General features: G+C 68.4%; 12 protein-coding genes. 6 read left to right on the forward strand and 6 right to left on the reverse strand.

Annotated elements, in window-relative coordinates; translation table 11 throughout:
- Nucleotides 1-89: 89 nt before the first annotated feature.
- On the reverse strand, nucleotides 90-1,619 hold the full coding sequence (locus ACGFNU_RS16100) for a sulfatase (protein WP_392594154.1): 1,530 nt from the start codon (nucleotides 1,617-1,619) through the stop codon (nucleotides 90-92).
- A 1,241-nt stretch (nucleotides 1,620-2,860) separates the two neighbouring features.
- On the opposite strand from ACGFNU_RS16100, the gene ACGFNU_RS16105 reads away from it, so the two are divergent.
- Both ACGFNU_RS16105 and ACGFNU_RS16110 read left to right on the forward strand, forming a co-directional pair.
- On the forward strand, nucleotides 2,861-4,135 hold the full coding sequence (locus tag ACGFNU_RS16105) for a DUF222 domain-containing protein (RefSeq protein WP_392594156.1): 1,275 nt from the start codon (nucleotides 2,861-2,863) through the stop codon (nucleotides 4,133-4,135).
- A gap of 325 nt (nucleotides 4,136-4,460) precedes the next feature.
- Nucleotides 4,461-7,562 (forward strand): FGLLP motif-containing membrane protein, encoded by a 3,102-nt coding sequence (locus tag ACGFNU_RS16110; protein WP_392594158.1) that lies wholly within the window; start codon nucleotides 4,461-4,463, stop codon nucleotides 7,560-7,562.
- A gap of 7 nt (nucleotides 7,563-7,569) precedes the next feature.
- On the opposite strand, the gene ACGFNU_RS16115 is transcribed toward ACGFNU_RS16110, so the two are convergent.
- Entirely contained in the window at nucleotides 7,570-8,802 is a 1,233-nt protein-coding gene (locus ACGFNU_RS16115; protein ID WP_392594160.1) for a lipase family protein, read from the reverse strand.
- Between the two features lie 199 nt (nucleotides 8,803-9,001).
- Here ACGFNU_RS16115 and ACGFNU_RS16120 point away from each other — a divergent pair, with 199 nt between their 5' ends.
- Nucleotides 9,002-9,415, forward strand: a complete 414-nt coding sequence (locus ACGFNU_RS16120; RefSeq protein ID WP_392594162.1) for an STAS domain-containing protein — start codon at nucleotides 9,002-9,004, stop codon at nucleotides 9,413-9,415.
- A gap of 35 nt (nucleotides 9,416-9,450) precedes the next feature.
- On the opposite strand, the gene ACGFNU_RS16125 is transcribed toward ACGFNU_RS16120, so the two are convergent.
- Nucleotides 9,451-10,218 carry an IclR family transcriptional regulator gene (locus ACGFNU_RS16125; RefSeq protein ID WP_392594164.1) on the reverse strand — a complete coding sequence of 256 codons (768 nt, stop codon included), beginning with the start codon at nucleotides 10,216-10,218 and terminating at the stop codon, nucleotides 9,451-9,453.
- A gap of 132 nt (nucleotides 10,219-10,350) precedes the next feature.
- Between ACGFNU_RS16125 and ACGFNU_RS16130 the strand changes: the two genes are divergently transcribed.
- The gene (locus ACGFNU_RS16130) at nucleotides 10,351-12,003 is read left to right on the forward strand and encodes a glycerol-3-phosphate dehydrogenase/oxidase (RefSeq protein ID WP_392594914.1); all 1,653 of its coding nucleotides are present in this window, start codon (nucleotides 10,351-10,353) and stop codon (nucleotides 12,001-12,003) included.
- 51 nt (nucleotides 12,004-12,054) lie between these two features.
- Here the strand turns inward: ACGFNU_RS16130 and glpK (ACGFNU_RS16135) are convergent, their stop codons facing one another.
- Complete coding sequence (gene glpK, locus ACGFNU_RS16135) at nucleotides 12,055-13,566, reverse strand: glycerol kinase GlpK (RefSeq protein ID WP_392594166.1); 1,512 nt, start codon at nucleotides 13,564-13,566, stop codon at nucleotides 12,055-12,057.
- Between the two features lie 32 nt (nucleotides 13,567-13,598).
- The gene (locus tag ACGFNU_RS16140) at nucleotides 13,599-14,369 is read right to left on the reverse strand and encodes an IclR family transcriptional regulator (RefSeq protein WP_392594168.1); all 771 of its coding nucleotides are present in this window, start codon (nucleotides 14,367-14,369) and stop codon (nucleotides 13,599-13,601) included.
- Nucleotides 14,370-14,653: 284 nt separating this feature from the next.
- Here ACGFNU_RS16140 and ACGFNU_RS16145 point away from each other — a divergent pair, with 284 nt between their 5' ends.
- A complete protein-coding gene (locus ACGFNU_RS16145; protein ID WP_392594170.1) occupies nucleotides 14,654-15,490 on the forward strand; it encodes an MIP/aquaporin family protein in 837 nt (278 codons plus the stop codon).
- Nucleotides 15,491-15,547: 57 nt separating this feature from the next.
- A complete protein-coding gene (gene glpK, locus ACGFNU_RS16150) occupies nucleotides 15,548-17,065 on the forward strand; it encodes a glycerol kinase GlpK (RefSeq protein ID WP_392594172.1) in 1,518 nt (505 codons plus the stop codon).
- Nucleotides 17,066-17,150: 85 nt separating this feature from the next.
- On the opposite strand, the gene ACGFNU_RS16155 is transcribed toward glpK (ACGFNU_RS16150), so the two are convergent.
- Nucleotides 17,151-18,122, reverse strand: a complete 972-nt coding sequence (locus tag ACGFNU_RS16155; RefSeq protein ID WP_392594174.1) for an NAD(P)-dependent alcohol dehydrogenase — start codon at nucleotides 18,120-18,122, stop codon at nucleotides 17,151-17,153.
- Nucleotides 18,123-18,140 lie beyond the last annotated feature (18 nt).

Genomic DNA, 18,140 nt, shown 5'->3' on the forward strand with positions numbered 1-18,140 from the left:
AGTCAGTGACGCCGTCCAGTCAGTGACGTTCAGGCCGGCCCGCGTTTCGTGTGGGCCGGCCTGGACGTTTTCTGCGGGTCGACGCGGATCTATTTCGCGAACGCGGTGAGGAACCGGTCCCTGAACGAGCTCATCGGCGAGACCGGCGCCTGGGCGTTCGGGAGAAGGCCTTCCTGCCAGTTCATCGCGGAGAAGCGGTCCAGCACCTTCTTGTCGCGGGCGACGACGGTGATCGGCACATCGCGGTTCGGGGAGTTGCCCGTCGCGATGGGAGCGGGCTGGTGGTCGCCGAGGAAGACCAGCACCAGCTTGTCGTCGCCGTACTTCTCCACGTAGGAGATGAGGGCTTCGAACGAGTACTCGATGGAACGCCTGTATTCGGTGCGAACGTTCTTGGGGTCCTTCCAAACGTCCCCCTGGCTCTTACCCTCCGCTTCAATGGTGTTGTAGACCGTGCCGTTCCCGAGCTCGTTCCATCCGACCATCTTCGGGATGGGCGCCCAGGGCGCGTGGCTGGAGAGCAGGGGCATCTCGACCATCAACGGGCCGCGGCCGGGCGTGCTGTGCTCCAGCTTCTCGAACTGCTCCAAGGTGTACTGGTCGGGCATGGTGGACCAGCCGAAGCGCGGCCCGGCGTATCCGAGGTCCTTGGACGTGTACACCTTGTCGTAGCCGAAGAACTTCGCCTCCGGCCATTTCCTGACCACGCCCGGCACGACTGCGACGCTGCGCCAGCCCGCGCGCTGGAACGCACGGTTGAGGGTCAGCCTGTCGGTGGCCACCAGCTGTTTGTAGCGCTGCTGGTTGTTGACCCACAGGCCGGAGAGCAGCGTGGAGTGGGCGAGCCAGCTGCCTCCGCCAGCGGTGGACGACGTGAGAAAGGCGGTACGGGACTGGAAGCCGGCCTTCTTGAGCCGCTGGTTACCGGCGGCCGCCAGCGCACGGACCTCAGGTGTCTCGGTCGCGGTCCGGCCGTAGCTCTCGATGAACGTGAGCATGAAATCCTTGCCGCGCAGGCCCGTGAGTAGCTGATCGCCCGGGGTGTCGCGGAAGGCGTCGACGCGCGAGGCCGCAGCGAAGGCCCTGTCGTCGTTGAGGCTGGCGCGGATCTTCGGGATGCGCTTGGCCGCGAGTTTGACCGTCCCCATCCCGGCGACCGGCACGCCGGGCACGAGCTGCGCACCGACCGCCGCACAGGCGATCCAGGCCGTCGCGGCCACGCCGACTCCGGCGGTCGCCGCTGTGTGGTGCCGGACCATCAACCGCATCAGCCGCAACACCGACAGCGTGGTGACGACCGGCACGGCGACGATCAGCACCACGACCAGGACGATCACCCCGATCCCGCCCACGTCGCCGAACGTGCTGGTGATGAACTCCACCCCCGCGCCGACGAACGTCCAGTCCATCACCGGGTCGAACGGGCGGGCCAGGGTCTCGTGAAATCCCATGTCCAGGATCTTGAGGATGACCAGCAGGCCCAGCGCCACGCCGACCAGCGCGGCCACTATTTGGCGCGGACGATCCCGCAAAATGATCGCCAGCCCGGCGACGAAGACCGCCTCTCCCGGAATCCGCACGAACGAGCCCAGGTCTAGGCCGCCGATCGTGGTTGGCATGAGCAGGATGAAGAAGACGAACAGGCCGGCCAGCGCCGTGATCGTCCAACTGACGGCAGTCCGCAGCCGTCCCCGCTCCCCTGGCGCCGTGCCATCGCCATCGTCCTCGCCACCGCCATCACTCTCGCCATCGCGACCATTCGCTTTGTCGATTGCGGCAGTCTCGGGATCGCTCGGCTTGGAGGCGTTCGGCTTGGAAGCGTTCGGTTTGGGCTCGGCAGCGTCTTTCTCGGTCGGTTCGCGGTCGGTGGCGTCCTTGTCTGCGGGGTCGAGGTCAGCTGTATCTGTGGTCTTGAGTTGGCTGGTCAGGGCGTACTCCACGGGGTCCGGCTCGGCCGAAACAACCGAGGCGCATGAGTAACGCTGTGATGTACGTTGGGCCGCGCCTCATGGTTCAGTCCCAGCGACCGCGACCTCATCTGAGCCTCCGCACTTGAGCCTCCACCCATCCTCCAGACACCCCCACCAGAGATCACCCTGCCACCCTGCCATCACGCAGAAAGGTCAGCATCGCTGGTGTTGGAAGGGGTGACTGACATGACCCCAGCGGCAAGAAGCCATTGGCCGAGTTACGGCGAGGTTGGGTGAGCAAAGGTTGGGTGAGCATTGGCGGCGAGAGTCGCCCCTTTGGCTGGCGCGGCCACCCGGCTGCGGATTAGTGCACCTTCGGTTCGAACTTGGCAGCGACGAACGAAGAGCATGGGGCTTGAGGTTTGCGGCTGCCTGCGGATCCGTGCATTTACTGGTTACTGCTTGCCGCTTCGCGGTTTTCGGCATCGGTCACCCCTCTGAAGCACCATTCCGCCCGGCTGACGGGTGAGGTGCGGCTGTAGATCTAAAAGCGGCATCGACAAGAAAGGAGGGGGCGGGCCGGGGTTTGCTTGGACGTGCGGGGGTGGCCTGTTCGCTGAGGTTCGCACCTTGGCCGCGCGGAGCGCGGGTTCCGGCGTGACCCCAGGTGGCAGCCCACCCTCGCCCTTCGTGCCTGGTTGGACTCGCGCAACCGCAACCAACGTGACCGCAACCCCCGAGAAGCTGAAGATGCGCGCACACGGTCATTTCGGCACCGCTCAACTGGCGGCCCAGATAAGCCGACTTAATCTCTGACTCACCCGTCCACGGCCACGCCGCAACCGTTGGATGGACACTGGCATCAGCCCCGGAAAAAGGACGGTCACATCCGAATTTATTGATCATGTAATCGACTTGTCACTATCTGTGATCAGCGATACAATGATGGCATGAATTCGATCGTGGCGGGTCCGGACTTGGATTCCGCTTCCACCGCGCAATTGGTGGAAGCGGCTGCCGCGATCGCCACCACACTCGCCCAGCGTCCCGCCCCCGAATCCGGGGCGGCCTGCATGGAATTGGCCGAGAAGCTGGCCACGGTCATCGACCAGCACGAGCACGCACTGGCCGGGCTGATCGCCGTGGTCGACCGCACCGGGGAGATGAAAGCGTCGGGGCTGGCCTCCGCCCAAGCATGGCTGCGGTGCCACATGGGCATGCGCGAAGGCCGCGCCAAGGAACGCATCACCCTGGCCCGCCAACTGCCTCGCCTGCAGCAGGTGCGCACGCGGCTGGCCGCTGGCGCGCTGTCGTATGGGTATGCCGCGACAATCGCCGTGGCCGTGCAACGCCTCAACGACGAAGACTGTGTCGCAGGTGAAGGCATTCTGTTGCAGGCCGCCGATGAGGGTGTGTCGGCAGACAAGGTCGCCAAGGCCGGTAACAAGATCCATGATCTGGTGAACCAGGCCAATGACACCGAGGCCCCGCCCGAAGACGTCCGGCACGGCTATGAGCGCTCCTGGCTGGTACGGAGCCGATCACTGGACGGCGGCTGCTACGTCAAGGGCTGGTTCAACGCCGAAGACGCCGCCATCCTGGACGGCACCATGGCGCCGCTGGCCAAACCGGCTGGCTCCGACGACCGGCGCGATCTGGCCGAGCGCACCGCCGCCGCCCTCACCACGGTGCTGTCCAAGGGTCACCAAGACACCCGCATCACCGTCATCGCCCACCTCGAAACGTTGACCGGCAGCGACACACCGGGGCGTTTGCGCGATGGCACGCCGATCCCGGCGGCGCAGATCCGGCGGATGGCGCTCAACGCCGGGATCTCAGCATTGATCCTGGGCTCCAAGGGCGTGCCGCTGTACCTGGGCTACACCGCCCGGATCGCCAGCAAGTACCAACGCCAAGTGCTGGAAACCCAGTACGACACCTGCGCGGTGCGTGGCTGTGAAGTGCCCGGCTTGCTGTGCGAGATCGACCATGTCGATGGGTGGGCGCTGGGCAACAGTCCCACCGACATCGACAAGCTGGCGCTGTGCTGCGGCTGGCACAACCGCTGGAAGCACGCCAACCCGGAGCAGATGCAGATCAGCCAGGGTGAGGACGGACGCTACGTCTACCAGGCCCTGCCGCCCGGCGAGAAGGCCAGCCGATCCAGACGAAGATCGTTCGATCAGGCCGACAACCCGTGGCGCGACGACCACCACGCGGCCTGATCCCACAAATCTCCAGCCTGCAGCCCGGCCCCGCACCGGGCCTACAGGCACGCCCACGCTTCTTCGCGGCCGGTAGATGGATACAGAGGCGATCACCATAGGCCTTGATACATCCGGCTGAGCGACATTGTCATAGTGCACACCGCCAATGGCGAGGGTCGCTGAATATCATGCCTGGATACGGCACATGTTTCGAGTTATTGATCACGACTTGGCAGGCCCCTAGCGGCCATCCTGGCGTTAATCCGTTGCAGAGCACCGCCCCTAGGAGTTCCACTGGTTGTTGGGGATTGTGCATTGTTGCGCTCACCGCCAAGGAGTAGTGGTGTTGAAGGTACGACGCGGTACAGGTGTTGGATCGAGCACGAGAAGAGGGCTCCTGCTGCTCGTCCTGACCTGCGCCTGCCTGCTGAACGTCACACAATCCGCAGGTGCCGCGCAACAACCGCCGCTTAACCCCCGTCCAGATCGAGGGTCCAATGGGGAAGAGATTGCCATTGATCAGATGGCCTCCCCCTGCGATAGAGAGGTGCCCGTCACCTTTCACCTGAGGCGTCCATACAAGAAGAACAAGATAGACCTCAAGAGCCACCTTGATCCCATTGACAACAACTACAAGGTGACTATCAACGACGCCGAACCCGGCATCTACAGATTGGAGGCCGCGTGTAATTCAGACACATTTGCGGATGCAGAGTTCACCGTGATGCCTTCCCCGCCTCGCGTGGCGCTCTCCATTTCGGAGGGGTTGCCGCTGGACTGGATCACGGTCTCAGGATTCGACTTCGACTGTAACGGCGAGGGCGACGGGCGAGAGGGGCCGATCGACATCCTCTGGGATGGCGAACCCACTTCTGTGCATTCCGCTGTCTCTCCGAAGACCCCGCAGTTCGAGCAGCCGTTCCAAATCCCCGCCGGCAGCGACGCCCGGAAGCATGCCATCTCCGCCAAATGCACGGAAGACCCTTCCCAGCTCGCCACCGCTGACGTGCTCGTCCAGGAACCGCCAGGCAAGTTCACCTTCACGCTCACCCCCGACCACGGCCAGGCCACCCAGGAGGTCATCGCTCATGGGTCGGAGGCGACGTGCGATGTTGCGAGTCTGCGATGGGATGGCGATGACGAAAGGCCCGTCGAGGTCAGGCCCGATGCGACCAGGGGATTCTTCGTCGCGTTGAAGGTGCCTGCCAAGGCGTCGTCCGGCCGGTCTCTTCAGGTGACCGGCACGTGCGGCAAGAAGACTTGGTCGCAGCCGTTCTCGGTGGATGCCGAGATACCGAAGCCCGTGCTGTGGGTCACCCCGGAGAAGGCCGCCGCTGGGCGTCCTGTGTCCGTCGCGGGCGCGGGATTCGAATGCGGACCCTCAGCGGGACGTCCCGGCACCGTCGAAGTGCACTGGGACGGAGGTACGTCTCCCAGCTACCACACGACCGGTGACCACAGGTCGTTCACCGGGTTCACCACCGTGCCCCCGCAAGCCGAGCGTGGGCCCCATGAGGTCACCGCACGATGTGTCCTGGACCCCAAGAGCACGGCGACCGTCGGTTTCACAGTCGTCCCGCCAACGCTGAAGGCCGTGATCACCCTTGAGCCCGGGGCTGGATTCGGGGGCGATGTCGTGACCGTGACCGGCAGCGGGTTCGACTGCACACCGGGATCGAGTCTGGCTGGCCCCGTCGAGATCCTCTGGGATGGTCAGATCCCCGAAGCGGCGCCCACGGCGGATGCGGCTGCGGAAGGCGGCTTCGGCATGACCTTCGCTGTGCCCAGGAACTCCGCGTTCAGCACCCACACCGTCGGCGCACAATGCGCGGACAACCCGGATTCCACTGCCACCGCGCCGTTCATCGTGCTGGAGCCGCCGAAGAAGGAAAAGCCAAAGAGTCTGACTCCCACCTTGCCGACTCCCGCCTCCTCGGCTCCCACGTCACCGGCTCCTCGCCAAAGCTCCGAAGGCGGCGCTGGCAGCCCTACTTCGCCGTCCGCTTCCCCGCCGAGCACCTCCTCGTGGCCGCCGGTAACGCCCACCGACCCAACGTCACCGACGCCAACCCCGACGCCGACGCTGCCGGAACAGGAGACGGTGACCGCGTCGCCTGCTTCGGCTCTGCCGGGGACGATGGTGACTCTTCGGGGTCAGCGATACCCGGAGAACTGCCCTGAGTTCATTCCGAGGTTGGGGGACGATCCGCTTCGGCTGCTCAAGGCCATCGACGCTCCCGAGCCTGGGCCTGGCGGGAAGGGCACGGCCTCCGTCACCAGCATCGCGCTCCTGCCCGCCGACACCAAGGCCGGGCAGCGGACCGTGCGGCTCACGTGCGCTGACATGGCGGGAAAGCCGCTCGCCGACGCCGGGGCGCAGTTCAAGGTGGAGAAGAGCGAGGACAGCGGCGAGAAGGCGGCCGGCTGGTGGGACAGGCCGGAGTTGCCCAAGCTGGTTCCCTCGCCGGACGAGCTCTCGTTCGATCTGCGGAAAGTGGCGACCTCGCTGTTGCTGACCGTCACGATCATGGTGGCGATCGGTTTTCCGGCTGAGCTCATCAACAAGACCTACGAAAAGAACCGCGCCGACATCCGCAGGATGTTGCGGATGGACGACCGCAGGGGGGAGCGGAATCTCGGCCCGCTGCCCCTGCAGTTCGTGGTGTACGCGGCGATCGCCACGGCCTTGGTGGCGTTCGCCGGAACGGATCCGAATCTGAGCTCCGACACGGTGCTCTCCACCATCGCCGTGTTCCTCGCCGTGGTGGCGACGACCGCGCTCTACGGAGGCGTCGGCACGTTCTACCGGCGCGGCGCCACCAACGAGCCGGTTCCGTTGCGCCTTGTGCCGACCGCGTTCGTCATCGCGGGGCTGTGCGCTCTGACCTCGCGCGTGGCGCATCTCCGCCCGGTCTACCTGTACGGGTTGTTCATGACGTCCGAGCGGCTGCGTCCTCCCGCGGGCATGGAGGAGAACGGCCAGGAGAGCGCGGCGGAGCGCGAGCGACTCAAGGCGATCAACGGCCGTACGGTGTTGTGGGGGTCGGTGGCCATGCTGGTCGCCGTGGGGGTGGCGTGGGTGGCGCGGATGCCCCTGGATCACGCCGTGGACGGCGGGAGCCGCCACCCGTGGACGGTGTTCGGTGACTGCGCCCTGGCCAGTGTCGTGGTCATGGGGATCGAGACGGTCCTCTTCGCCTTGATCCCGTTGAACTTCCTCGACGGCCACGATCTGTCCCGATGGCGTCCCGCCGTCTGGGTGGCGGTTCTCGGCTTCACCTCGATCTTCTTCTCACACGTCCTCTACGTCTCCAAGGCCGCCGAGGCCGACGACGTGCCGTTCGTGCGCATGTTCGTCCTCTTCGGCGTCTTCGGAGCCGTGTCGATCCTGTTCTGGGGCTTCTTCACCGTGCGGGCCATGCGCGGAGCCGGTCTCGAGCGGTGAAAGCGCCTCAGCAGGTGTTCTTGGCGGGCTTGCCCGCGTAGCGGTCGGTCAGGAAGGTCATGACCTCGCCGTTCTTGAACACCATCTCCAGGGCGTGCTCGCCTACCCAGGAGCGGGTGGTCTGCACCTTGGCGCCCTTCGCGCACCAGTCCTTGACGAGCTGGTCGGCCTGGCCGACGGGGACGATCTCGTCGGTGTTGGCGTGGTAGTTGAAGATCGGGGTGGTGGGGGCGGTGGCGCCCATCGTGTTGAGTTCGAGGACGGGCTTGACGGTGGGGGCCGCCAGCGGGTCGGGGACGGTGCTGTAGTCCGACAGCTTCTTGAAGGCGAAGGCGCTCAGGATGTCGGTCAGGCACTTGCCGCGGGCCTGGGCGATCGCCTGGCGGCCCGCGTCGTTCAGGAGCGCGTCGATGTTCATCTCGGGGAACTCGGCGGCGAGGCTGGCCGCGGCGGCGGCTTCGAAGCCGGAGAACAGGCCGCCGTCGAGGTAGCGGGCGACGGCCTCCGGGTCTGCCGGTGTCCCGCCCATGGCGGCGCCCTTGAGGGGGACGTCCGGTGCGTAGGACGGCTGCATCTGGGCGGCCCAGCCGGTGGCTTGGGCGCCGCCGGAGTATCCGTTGAGCGTCCAGGGGTTGTGCCTGCCGATGCCGGGGGCGCCGGTGAAGTTCTTCACGGCGCGGATCCCGTCCAGTACGGCGTGGCCGGCCTGCGGGCCTGCCATGAACACTGATTTCGGTCCCTCGTGGTCCGGCAGGGCGACCGCCCAGCCCTGGTCGAGCAACTGGGTCGACCAGACGGCGGACCATGCGGCGATCACGCTGCCCGAGGACAGGCCGTAGGACGGCGCGCACTGCGTGCCGGTGGAGTCCTCCGCCGCCTGCACCGACACGACCGGGCGCGCTCCGGGGCCCGTCCATGGTTTCTTCGGCACGACCAGGCTCGTGACCACCAGCTGGGGCGCGAGGCGCGAGTCGTTGCTGCGGTAGGAGATCTGCCAGACGTCGGCCTTGGTGTCCAGGTCGCCGACCTTCGGCGTGATCTTCCGGCTGGCCACGATCTGGCCGGCACGGTAGGTGCCGATGTTCGCGGGGGCGGCGTAGAAGGGGTCTTGGTCGGGCGGGACGGAGCCGGGGGGCGGGTCGTCGGCGCGGGCGGGCGGCGCGACGGCGGTCGTGGCGAGCAGGGCGGCCAGCACGACTCCGGCGAACGTGCGCGGGCGGAACGAGGGGGCAGCACGCATCGGACGCTCCAGGGGGCGGGACTGATCTCGACGCCCTGAACTGTGGCCTGCCGCGACCCGGCGGGATAGACGCACGTCCGCACATCCCGGCGTCGCCGGCTGAGGATTTCTGACAAAGCGCCACATGGTGATGTCCCTCATAGGCGGTGAGAGCGGGGGCGACTAGCCAGCCGATCTCGACCTGTGGCAGGGTCGGGCTGTGACAGACGTGGAGCCGTCCGACGGCATGTCGGTGCGGGTCGACCGGCTCTCGGTCTATTCCGTGATGACGGTCGAGGGTTCGATCGACTTCGGCACGCATGAGCGGCTGGGCGAACGGCTGACCGAGGCGCTGGAGCTCACCCGGACAGCGGTGATCGTCGACATGGCCGCCGTCGGCTTCTGTGATTCCGCCGGGTTGCGCGTCTTCGCGCGTGCCATCCGGGAGACCCGCATGCGCGGGATGTCGCTGGTGGTCACGGGCCTGCACGGCCGGGTCGCGAACGTCTTCGAGATGACCGGGCTGGCGCAGGAGATGTTCGTGCGGACGGACGTCGAGAGCGCGGTGAGCTGGCTGGAGACCGGGCAGAGCCGGGTGGGCGAGCGGCCCACGTTCGGGCCCGGAAGCGGCTGACTCTCCTACCGCGTTCGACAATGTCGAACGCCGCTTTACCAGCGGCGGGCGCCCAGGTCGCGGGACACCGCGCGGGCCGCGTCCCGGACGGCGGCCACCAGCTCGACATGGGGCCGGCCGTCGGCGTCACAGAGGCGTTCGATCGCCCCGGAGATGCCGATGGCGCCGACCACGAGCGTGCGGTCGTCCCGGATCGGCGCCGCGATGGAGACCTCGCCCTGGACGAGTTCCTCGATGTCGGCGGCCCAGCCCCGGGCCCTGACCTCGTCCAGATCGGCGACCAGGTCGTCCTTCGAGGCGATGGTGTTGCGCGTGTAGCTCTTGGTGTCGACGTCGGCCAGCAACGCGTCCGACTGCAGGTCGAACGCGAGGAGCACCTTGCCGAGCGCGGTCGCGTGGATGGGGAGGAGCTCTCCCACGTCGAGGGTCTGCAGGCTGTCGTCAGGCCGGAAGACGTGGTGGACGATCAGGACCTGGCCCTCGTGGAGCGACCCGATCCGGACGCTCTCGCGCGCCCGTGAGGCCAGCGAGTCGGCCCAGTTGATCGCGCGGGTGCGCAGTTCGTTGATGTCGAGGTAGCTGTTGCCCAGGTGCAGCAGGGTGGCGCCGAGCCGGTACTTGCCGCCGGAGCGGTCCTGCTCGACGAAGCCGACGTGCTGCAGGGTCTGCAGGATGCCGTGGACGGTGGCCTTGGGCAGTTGCATGGCGTCGGCCAGCTCCACCACGCCGAGCTGCCGGGGACCGGACGCGAGCAGCCGCAAGATCATCGCGGCCCGTTCGACGGATTGGATTCTCCCTGGCATCCCCATAGCGTAGCGTGTACATTGTTCGACATTGTCATACTCAATTCAATACGTTCGTCCCCGAGCTTGAGGAGCTGAACGGTGAAGCCGGTGGAACTGTCGCCCGCCCTGCGGACGCGCGCGCTATGTGAGATGGGATCGGGCGAGGAGCTCGACGTCCTGATCGTCGGAGGCGGGGTGGTCGGCGCCGGATCGGCGGTCGACGCCGCGACCCGGGGGCTGAGCGTCGGCCTTGTCGAGGCCCGCGACTGGGCCTCGGGCACCTCGAGCCGGGCCAGCAAGCTCATCCACGGTGGCCTGCGATACCTGGAGATGCTCGACTTCGCGCTGGTGCACGAGGCGCTCCGCGAGCGCGGCCTGATGGTCCAGCGGCTCGCCCCGCATCTCGTGCGGCCGGTGCCCTTCCTTTACCCGCTCAGCCACCGCCTCTGGGAACGCCCCTACGTCGGCGCCGGCATCCTGCTGTACGACACGATGAGCGCCTCCGGACGCGTCTCCCGGGGCATGCCGCACCACCGGCACCTCTCCAAGAAGGGCGCGCTCAAGGTCGCGCCCGGCCTCGACCCCGACTCCCTCGTCGGCGCCGTCCAGTACTTCGACGCGCAGGTCGACGACGCCCGGCACACGATGTCGCTGGTGCGCACCGCCGCGTCCTATGGCGCGCTGGTCGCCAACCGCGCCCGCGTCGTGCGCTACCTGCGCGACGGCGAACGCGTCGTCGGCGCGGTCGTGGCCGACCAGGAGACCGGCGAGGAGATCGAGGTCCGGGCCAAGCAGGTCATCAGCGCCACCGGCGTCTGGACCGACGAGACGCAAGCCCTGGCCGAGGCCGCCAGTGTGCACGTGCGCGCGTCCAAGGGCGTGCACCTGCTGGTGCCGCGCGACCGCATCGACTCGACCAGCGGGCTGATCCTGCGCACGGAGAAGAGCGTCCTGTTCATCATCCCGTGGGCGCGGCACTGGATCGTCGGAACCACCGACACGGACTGGGACCTCGACAAGGAGAACCCCACCGCGACCGCCGCCGACATCGACTACCTGCTGGAGCACGCCAACCGGGTGCTCTCCGATCCCCTCACCAAGGACGACATCGAGGGCGTGTTCGCGGGGCTCCGGCCGCTGCTGTCCGGCGCCTCCGACCAGACGGCCAAGCTGTCCCGCGAGCACCTGGTCGGAACGCCCGTGCCCGGCCTCGTCGTCGTCGCGGGAGGCAAGTACACGACCTACCGCGTGATGGCCAAGGACGCGGTCGACGAGGCCGTGCGCGGTCTCGCCGACGAGAGCGTGCCGGAGTCGGTGACCGAGGACGTGCCGCTGGTCGGCGCCGACGGGTACAAGGCGATGTGGAACCGCCGCGAGGCCCTCGCCAAGCAGTCCGGCCTCCCGGTCCAGCGGATCGCGCAGCTCCTGAAGCGCTACGGCACGCTCGTCGACGAGGTGCTGGCGCTCGTCGCCGCCGACCCCTCGCTCGCCGAGCCGCTGCCCAGCGGCGACGCCTACCTGCGGGCGGAGGTCGTCTACGCCGCCACGCACGAGGGCGCGGGCAACGTCGAGGACGTGCTCGCCCGCCGGACCCGCGTCTCGATCGAGTCCCGCGACCGGGGCACGGCGTCCGCGGAGGTGACGGCGTCCCTGATCGGCGGCGTGCTCGGTTGGGACGCTGAGCGGATCGCCACCGAGGCCGCGGCCTACGTCCAGCAGGTGGAGTCGGCCCGCCGCGCCGAGGAACAGCCCGACGACCAGACCGCGATGAACATGCGGGCAGGCGCCGAGAAGGTCGCCTAGCCCCGCGTCGCTGCGGCCGGTGCCACGATCCCGGCACCGGCCGCAGCCGCGCTAGTGCTTGGCGGGCCTGATCCAGTCGAAGGTGCGCTCGACGGCCCGGCGCCAGTTGTCGTACTCGGTCTCCCGGTACTCGGGGTCCATGCCGGGCAGCCACTGGCTGGCCCGATGCCAGTTGCGGCGCAGCCCTTCTAGATCGGGCCAGTAGCCGACGGCCAGGCCCGCGGCGTACGCGGCGCCGAGCGAGACCGTCTCGGCGGCCATCGGGCGCACGACCGGCACGTCGAGGACGTCGGCGATGAACTGCATGAGCAGGTTGTCGGCGGTCATCCCGCCGTCGACCTTGAGCGACTTGAGCGCGATGCCCGAGTCGGCGTTCATGGCGTCCACGACCTCGCGGGTCTGCCAGCCGGTCGCCTCCAGCACGGCGCGGGCCAGGTGGCCCTTGGTGATGTACGAGGTCAGCCCGACGATGATGCCGCGGGCCTCGCTCCGCCAGTGCGGCGCGAAGAGCCCGGAGAACGCCGGGACGATGTAGCAGCCGCCGTTGTCGTCGACGGTGCGCGCCAGGGTCTCGATCTCGGGGGCCGTCGCGATGAGGCCGAGCCCGTCGCGGAACCACTGGACGAGGGCACCGGTGATCGCGATGGAGCCCTCCAGCGCGTACACGGCGGGCTCGTCACCGATCTTGTAACCGACCGTGGTGAGCAGGCCGTGCGTCGAGCGGACCGGTTCGGTGCCGGTGTTGAGCAACAGGAAGCTGCCCGTCCCGTAGGTGCACTTGGCCTCGCCGGGGGCGAAGCTCGTCTGCCCGAACAGGGCGGCCTGCTGGTCGCCGAGCGCCGCCGCGATCCGCACGCCGGGGACGACGCGGCTGGCCGTCCCGTAGACGGCCGTGGAGGGCGCGATCTCGGGCAGCATCGCGCGCGGGACGCCGAAGTAGGCCAGCAGCTCGTCGTCCCAGGCGAGGGTGGCGAGATCCATCAGCAGCGTGCGGCTGGCGTTGGTGACGTCGGTGAGATGGCGTCCGCCGTCCGGGCCGCCGGTGAGGTTCCAGATCAGCCAGCTCTCCATCGTGCCGAACAGCACGTCGCCGCGCTCGGCGCGGTCGCGCACGTCCGGCACGTTGTCCAGCAGCCAGCGGATGCGCGGCGCCGAGAAGTAGGTCGCCACGGGGATGCCGCAGCGCCGGTGGATCTCCTCGGCGAACGGCTCGTTCGCCATCTCCTCGACCAGGGCGTCGGTGCGGGTGTCCTGCCAGACGATCGCGCGGCCGATCGGCTCGCCGGTGTGCCGGTCCCAGAGCAGGGTCGTCTCGCGCTGGTTGGCGATGCCGATCGCCGCGACCTGATCAGGGGTCGCGCCGGCCTGCGCGATGGCCTCGGGCGCGATGCGCTCGACGTTGCGCCAGATCTCCATGGCGTCGTGCTCGACCCAGCCGGGCTTCGGGAAGTGCTGCTTGTGCTCGCGTTGGGTGACCGACACGAGCCGGCCACTGTGATCGAAGAGGATGCACCGGGTCGACGTGGTGCCCTGGTCGATGGCCATCACGTAACGCTCTGTCATGGATCCCTACCTCCACATAGGGTAGGCGGGCCTCACCAGCGGGAGGCTCCGAGGTCTCGGGAGACCGCCCGCGCGGCGTCGCGCACGAAGGTCACCAGTTTGGGTTGGGGCCGGCCGCGGACGTCACAGATCCGCTCCACCGCCCCCGAGATGCCGATGGCGCCGACCACCAGGCCGCCGTGGCCGCGGATCGGCGCGGCCACGCCCGCCTCGCCGACGGTGAACTCCTCGGCCTCGGCCGCCCAGCCGCCGTCCCGGATCTCCTTCAGGGTACGGATCAGGACGGGCGGCGAGGTGATCGTGTGGCGGCTGTAGGCGGTCAGTTCCGGCTTCGCCAGGAGCTCCGCCGTGATGGTCGTGTCGTAGGCGAGCAGGACCTTGCCGAGCGCCGTCGCGTGCAGCGGCACGAGCGTGCCGACGTCGAGCGCCTGCAAGGTGTCGTCCGGGCGGAACACGTGGTGCACCACCAGGACCTGGCCGTCGAGCAGCGTGCCGATCCGGACCGCCTCGCCACTGCGCGCCGCCAGCGCGTCCGCCCAGTTGATCGCGCGGGACCGCAGCTCGTTGACGTCCAGGTAGCTCGTGCCCAGGTGCAGCAGGGCCGCGCCCAGCTGGTACTTGCCGGTGGCCTCGTCCTGCTCGACGAAACCGACCCCCTGCAGGGTGCGCAGGATGCCGTGCGCCGTTCCCCGGGCCAGCCCCAGCGAGGCCGCGACCTCGCCCAGGCTGTGGCGACCGGAGCCCCGGGCGAGCAGCCGCAGGATGGCTGCCGCCCGCTCGATCGACTGCACAGGTCCCGGCACGCCGCCCACCTAACCACGTCAACGTCTATTCGACAATGTCGTCATCCATGCGGAAAGATCGGGACATAAACGGGCAATGTTTGCCGATCTGTGGCGTGGGTCACTTGGAGAATCTCCTCTGCTGAGACGAGGATGATCCTCGTTCGACAATGCCGACACTCGTTCCTTGACCGGGCCCCGGGGGCGACCTAGCGTCCGATTGCGACGTGAGGCAGGTCACCCCGGCCTCACGGAGCGAGCATCCCGGCGCGGCGCGCCGGGGGCCGTCACGTCGAGGAGGAAGCATGGCGGAGCGACCCAAGATCCCGGGCCCCGCGGCGGAACTGGCCGCCGAGTTCGCCGGGACGATGATCCTGATCTTGTTCGGAGTCGGTGTCGTGGCGCAGGTCGCGGCGGGCGGGATCGGTGATCACGACAGCATCGCGTGGGCGTGGGGCCTGGGCGTCACGCTCGGCGTGTACGTGGCGGGACGGCTCAGCGGCGCGCATCTCAATCCCGCCGTCACGTTCGCGCTGGCGGTCTTCAAGGGCTTCTCGTGGCGCAAGGTGCTGCCGTTCACACTGGCCCAGACGGCGGGCGCGTTCGTCGCCGCCCTCCTCGTGCGCTGGAACTACAGCGAGGTGCTGGCGAAGGTCGACCCCGACCACACGATCAAGACCCAGGGCGTCTTCTCGACGCTGCCCGGCAACGGCACGCTGCCCGTGCACACCTGGGGCGCCCTGCGCGACCAGATCATCGGCACCGCCATCCTGCTCTTCCTCATCCTCGCCCTCACCGACCTGCGCAACTCCCCGCCGCTGGCCAACCTCACCCCGTTCATCATCGGTCTCGTCGTGGTCGCGATCGGCATGGCGTGGGGCACCGACGCGGGCTACGCGATCAACCCGGCGCGTGACTTCGGGCCGCGGCTGGCCTCGTTCATCACCGGCTACGAGGACGCCTGGAAGGACCAGTACGGCGATCTCTACTTCTGGGTGCCCATCATCGGCCCGCTGATCGGGGCCGTGGTCGGCGCGGGCCTCTACCAGGTGCTCATCGGCCGCTTCCTGCCCGACGAGCCGGAGCCGGAACCGCAGCCGGCGGCGCCCATCCCGGCCGAGCCCGCGGCCAAGACCGCCTGAGCGCGGCCTGATATCCCGGACACCTCACACCAGACCTCGAGAGAACAGGTGGCACGCATGCCTGACTACGTCGGCGCGATCGACCAGGGCACGACCAGCACCCGCTTCATGATCTTCGACCACGGCGGCAACGAGATCGCCCGCCACCAGCTCGAGCACGACCAGATCCTGCCGCAGGCCGGCTGGGTCGAGCACAACCCCACCGAGATCTGGGAACGCACCCGCGCCGTCATCCAGACCGCCCTCAACAAGGCCGACCTCGCCGCGTCGGACCTGGCCGCGCTGGGCATCACCAACCAGCGCGAGACGACCGTGGTCTGGAACCGGCACACGGGCCGCCCGTACTACAACGCGATCGTCTGGCAGGACACCCGGACCGACCGGATCGCCGCCGCCCTCGACCGGGACGGCCGCGGCGACGTCATCCGCCGCAAGGCGGGCCTGCCGCCGGCGACCTACTTCTCCGGCGGGAAGATCCAGTGGATCCTGGAGAACGTCGACGGCGTGCGCGAGGCCGCGGAGGCGGGTGACGCGATCTTCGGCAACACCGACAGCTGGCTCGTCTGGAACCTGACCGGCGGCACCGACGGCGGCGTGCACGTCACCGACCCGACCAACGCCAGCCGGACCATGCTGATGGACCTGGAGACCCTCGACTGGGACGACGAGCTCCTGTCCTTCTTCGGGATCCCCCGCGCGATGCTGCCGGAGATCAAGCCGTCCTCCACCCCCGAGCCGTACGGCCTCACCCAGCGGCACGGCCCGCTCGGCGGCGAGGTCCCGATCTCCGGGATTCTCGGTGACCAGCAGGCCGCCACCGTGGGCCAGGTGTGCTTCAGCCCTGGCGAGGCCAAGAACACCTATGGCACCGGCAACTTCCTCCTGCTCAACACCGGCGAGGAGCTCGTCCGTTCCCAGAACGGCCTGCTCACCACGGTCTGCTACCAGTTCGGCTCGGACAAGCCCGTCTACGCGCTCGAAGGCTCCATCGCGGTGACGGGGTCGGCGGTGCAGTGGCTGCGCGACCAGCTCGGCATCATCTCCGGCGCCGCGCAGAGCGAGGCGCTCGCCCGCCAGGTCGAGGACAACGGCGGCGTCTACTTCGTCCCGGCGTTCTCCGGCCTCTTCGCGCCGTACTGGCGGTCGGACGCGCGCGGCGCCATCGTCGGCCTGTCCCGCTTCAACACCAACGCCCACCTGGCCCGCGCCACCCTCGAATCCATCTGCTACCAGACCCGCGACGTCGTCGAGGCGATGCGCCAGGACTCCGGAGTGACCCTCGACGTGCTCCGCGTGGACGGCGGCGTCACGGCCAACGAGCTGTGCATGCAGCTCCAGGCCGACATCCTCGGCGTCCCCGTCTCCAAGCCGGTCGTCGCCGAGACGACCGCCCTGGGCGCGGCCTACGCCGCGGGCCTCGCCGTCGGCTTCTGGAAGTCCACCGAGGAGCTCAAGCAGAACTGGAACGAGGACAAGCGCTGGCAGCCCGAGTGGACCGGCGAGCAGCGCGAGTCCGGCTACGCGGGCTGGAAGAAGGCCGTCAACCGCACCCTCGACTGGGTGGACGTGCCGTAACGACGCGCCTTGACGCGCGTGCCACGAACGACGGCCGGGCATGGCCCCACACCATGCCCGGCCGTTCCTTTTGACCGGCCGCTCCTTAAAGGGTGATGACGACCTTGCCCTTGGCGTGGCCTTCCTCGAGGTAGCCGATGGCCTCGGGGGTCTCGCTCAGCGTGTACGTCCGGTCGATGACCGGTGTGACCTTGCCGGCCTCCAGGAGGTCGCGCAGGACGGCGAGGTCGTCTCTGTTCTCGCGCGCCAGGAAGGGCGCGAACCGCTGGCTCACCAGCCGGGACAGCAGGAGCATCTTCACCGGGCCGAGCAGTGGCCCGATCCACATGCCAGGGCTCGCCAGGCCGACGCCCACGAGCACGCCGTCGTGGGTCAGCACGCGCCGGCTCTCGGACAGGGTCCGGTTCGCCGCCACGTCGAGGACGATGTCGTAGCGCCTGTCCGTCCGGGTGTAGTCCTCCTGGGTGTAGTCGATGACCCTGTCGGCGCCGATCGACTCGACCATCTTCACGTTCCCGCCGCCGCACACGCCGGTCACCTCCGCCCCCAGCGCCTTGGCGATCTGCACCGCGAACGTGCCCACGCCTCCGGCCGCGCCGTTGACCAGGACCTTGTGCCCGGCCTCGATCCGCCCCTTGTCGCGCAGACCCTGCAACGCCGTGAGCCCTGCCACGGGCACGGACGCCGCTTGCTCGAACGTCAGGTCGCCCGGTTTCTTGAGGACCACCCCGTTCTCAGCGACCGTGATGTATTCGGCGAGGGTCCCTTTGTGCCAGCCGAACACCTCGTCCCCCGGCGCGAACGCGGTGACGTTCTTGCCCACGGCCTCGACGGCGCCCGCCATGTCGACCGCCAGTCCGTTGAACTTGGGACGGCGCAGCCCGGCCATCATCCGAACGACGTATGGCGTGCCTCTCATGTTGTGCCAGTCGAGCGGGTTGACCGACGCGGCTCTGACGCGGACCAGTATCTCGTCGTCCTTGACCACGGGCATCTCGAGGTCCTCGAGTTCGAGGACGTGCGGCGCACCATACCGGTGATAGCGGATCGCCTTCATCCGCCGATGATGAAGGGG

Origin of the sequence: Spirillospora sp. NPDC048911 (genome assembly GCF_043198015.1) — a bacterium.
In the GTDB taxonomy this organism is placed as follows: Bacteria; Actinomycetota; Actinomycetes; order Streptosporangiales; family Streptosporangiaceae; genus Spirillospora.

What these genes read in the sequence shown, in the direction of transcription:
- ACGFNU_RS16115 (WP_392594160.1), bottom strand. Translation starts at nt 8,802, where the DNA reads ATGCGTGCTGCCCCCTCGTTCCGCCCGCGCACGTTCGCCGGAGTCGTG.
- ACGFNU_RS16100 (WP_392594154.1), bottom strand. Translation starts at nt 1,619, where the DNA reads ATGCCAACCACGATCGGCGGCCTAGACCTGGGCTCGTTCGTGCGGATT.
- ACGFNU_RS16105 (WP_392594156.1), top strand. Translation starts at nt 2,861, where the DNA reads ATGAATTCGATCGTGGCGGGTCCGGACTTGGATTCCGCTTCCACCGCG.
- ACGFNU_RS16130 (WP_392594914.1), top strand. Translation starts at nt 10,351, where the DNA reads ATGGGATCGGGCGAGGAGCTCGACGTCCTGATCGTCGGAGGCGGGGTG.
- ACGFNU_RS16145 (WP_392594170.1), top strand. Translation starts at nt 14,654, where the DNA reads ATGGCGGAGCGACCCAAGATCCCGGGCCCCGCGGCGGAACTGGCCGCC.
- ACGFNU_RS16155 (WP_392594174.1), bottom strand. Translation starts at nt 18,122, where the DNA reads ATGAAGGCGATCCGCTATCACCGGTATGGTGCGCCGCACGTCCTCGAA.
- glpK (WP_392594172.1), top strand. Translation starts at nt 15,548, where the DNA reads ATGCCTGACTACGTCGGCGCGATCGACCAGGGCACGACCAGCACCCGC.
- glpK (WP_392594166.1), bottom strand. Translation starts at nt 13,566, where the DNA reads ATGACAGAGCGTTACGTGATGGCCATCGACCAGGGCACCACGTCGACC.
- ACGFNU_RS16125 (WP_392594164.1), bottom strand. Translation starts at nt 10,218, where the DNA reads ATGCCAGGGAGAATCCAATCCGTCGAACGGGCCGCGATGATCTTGCGG.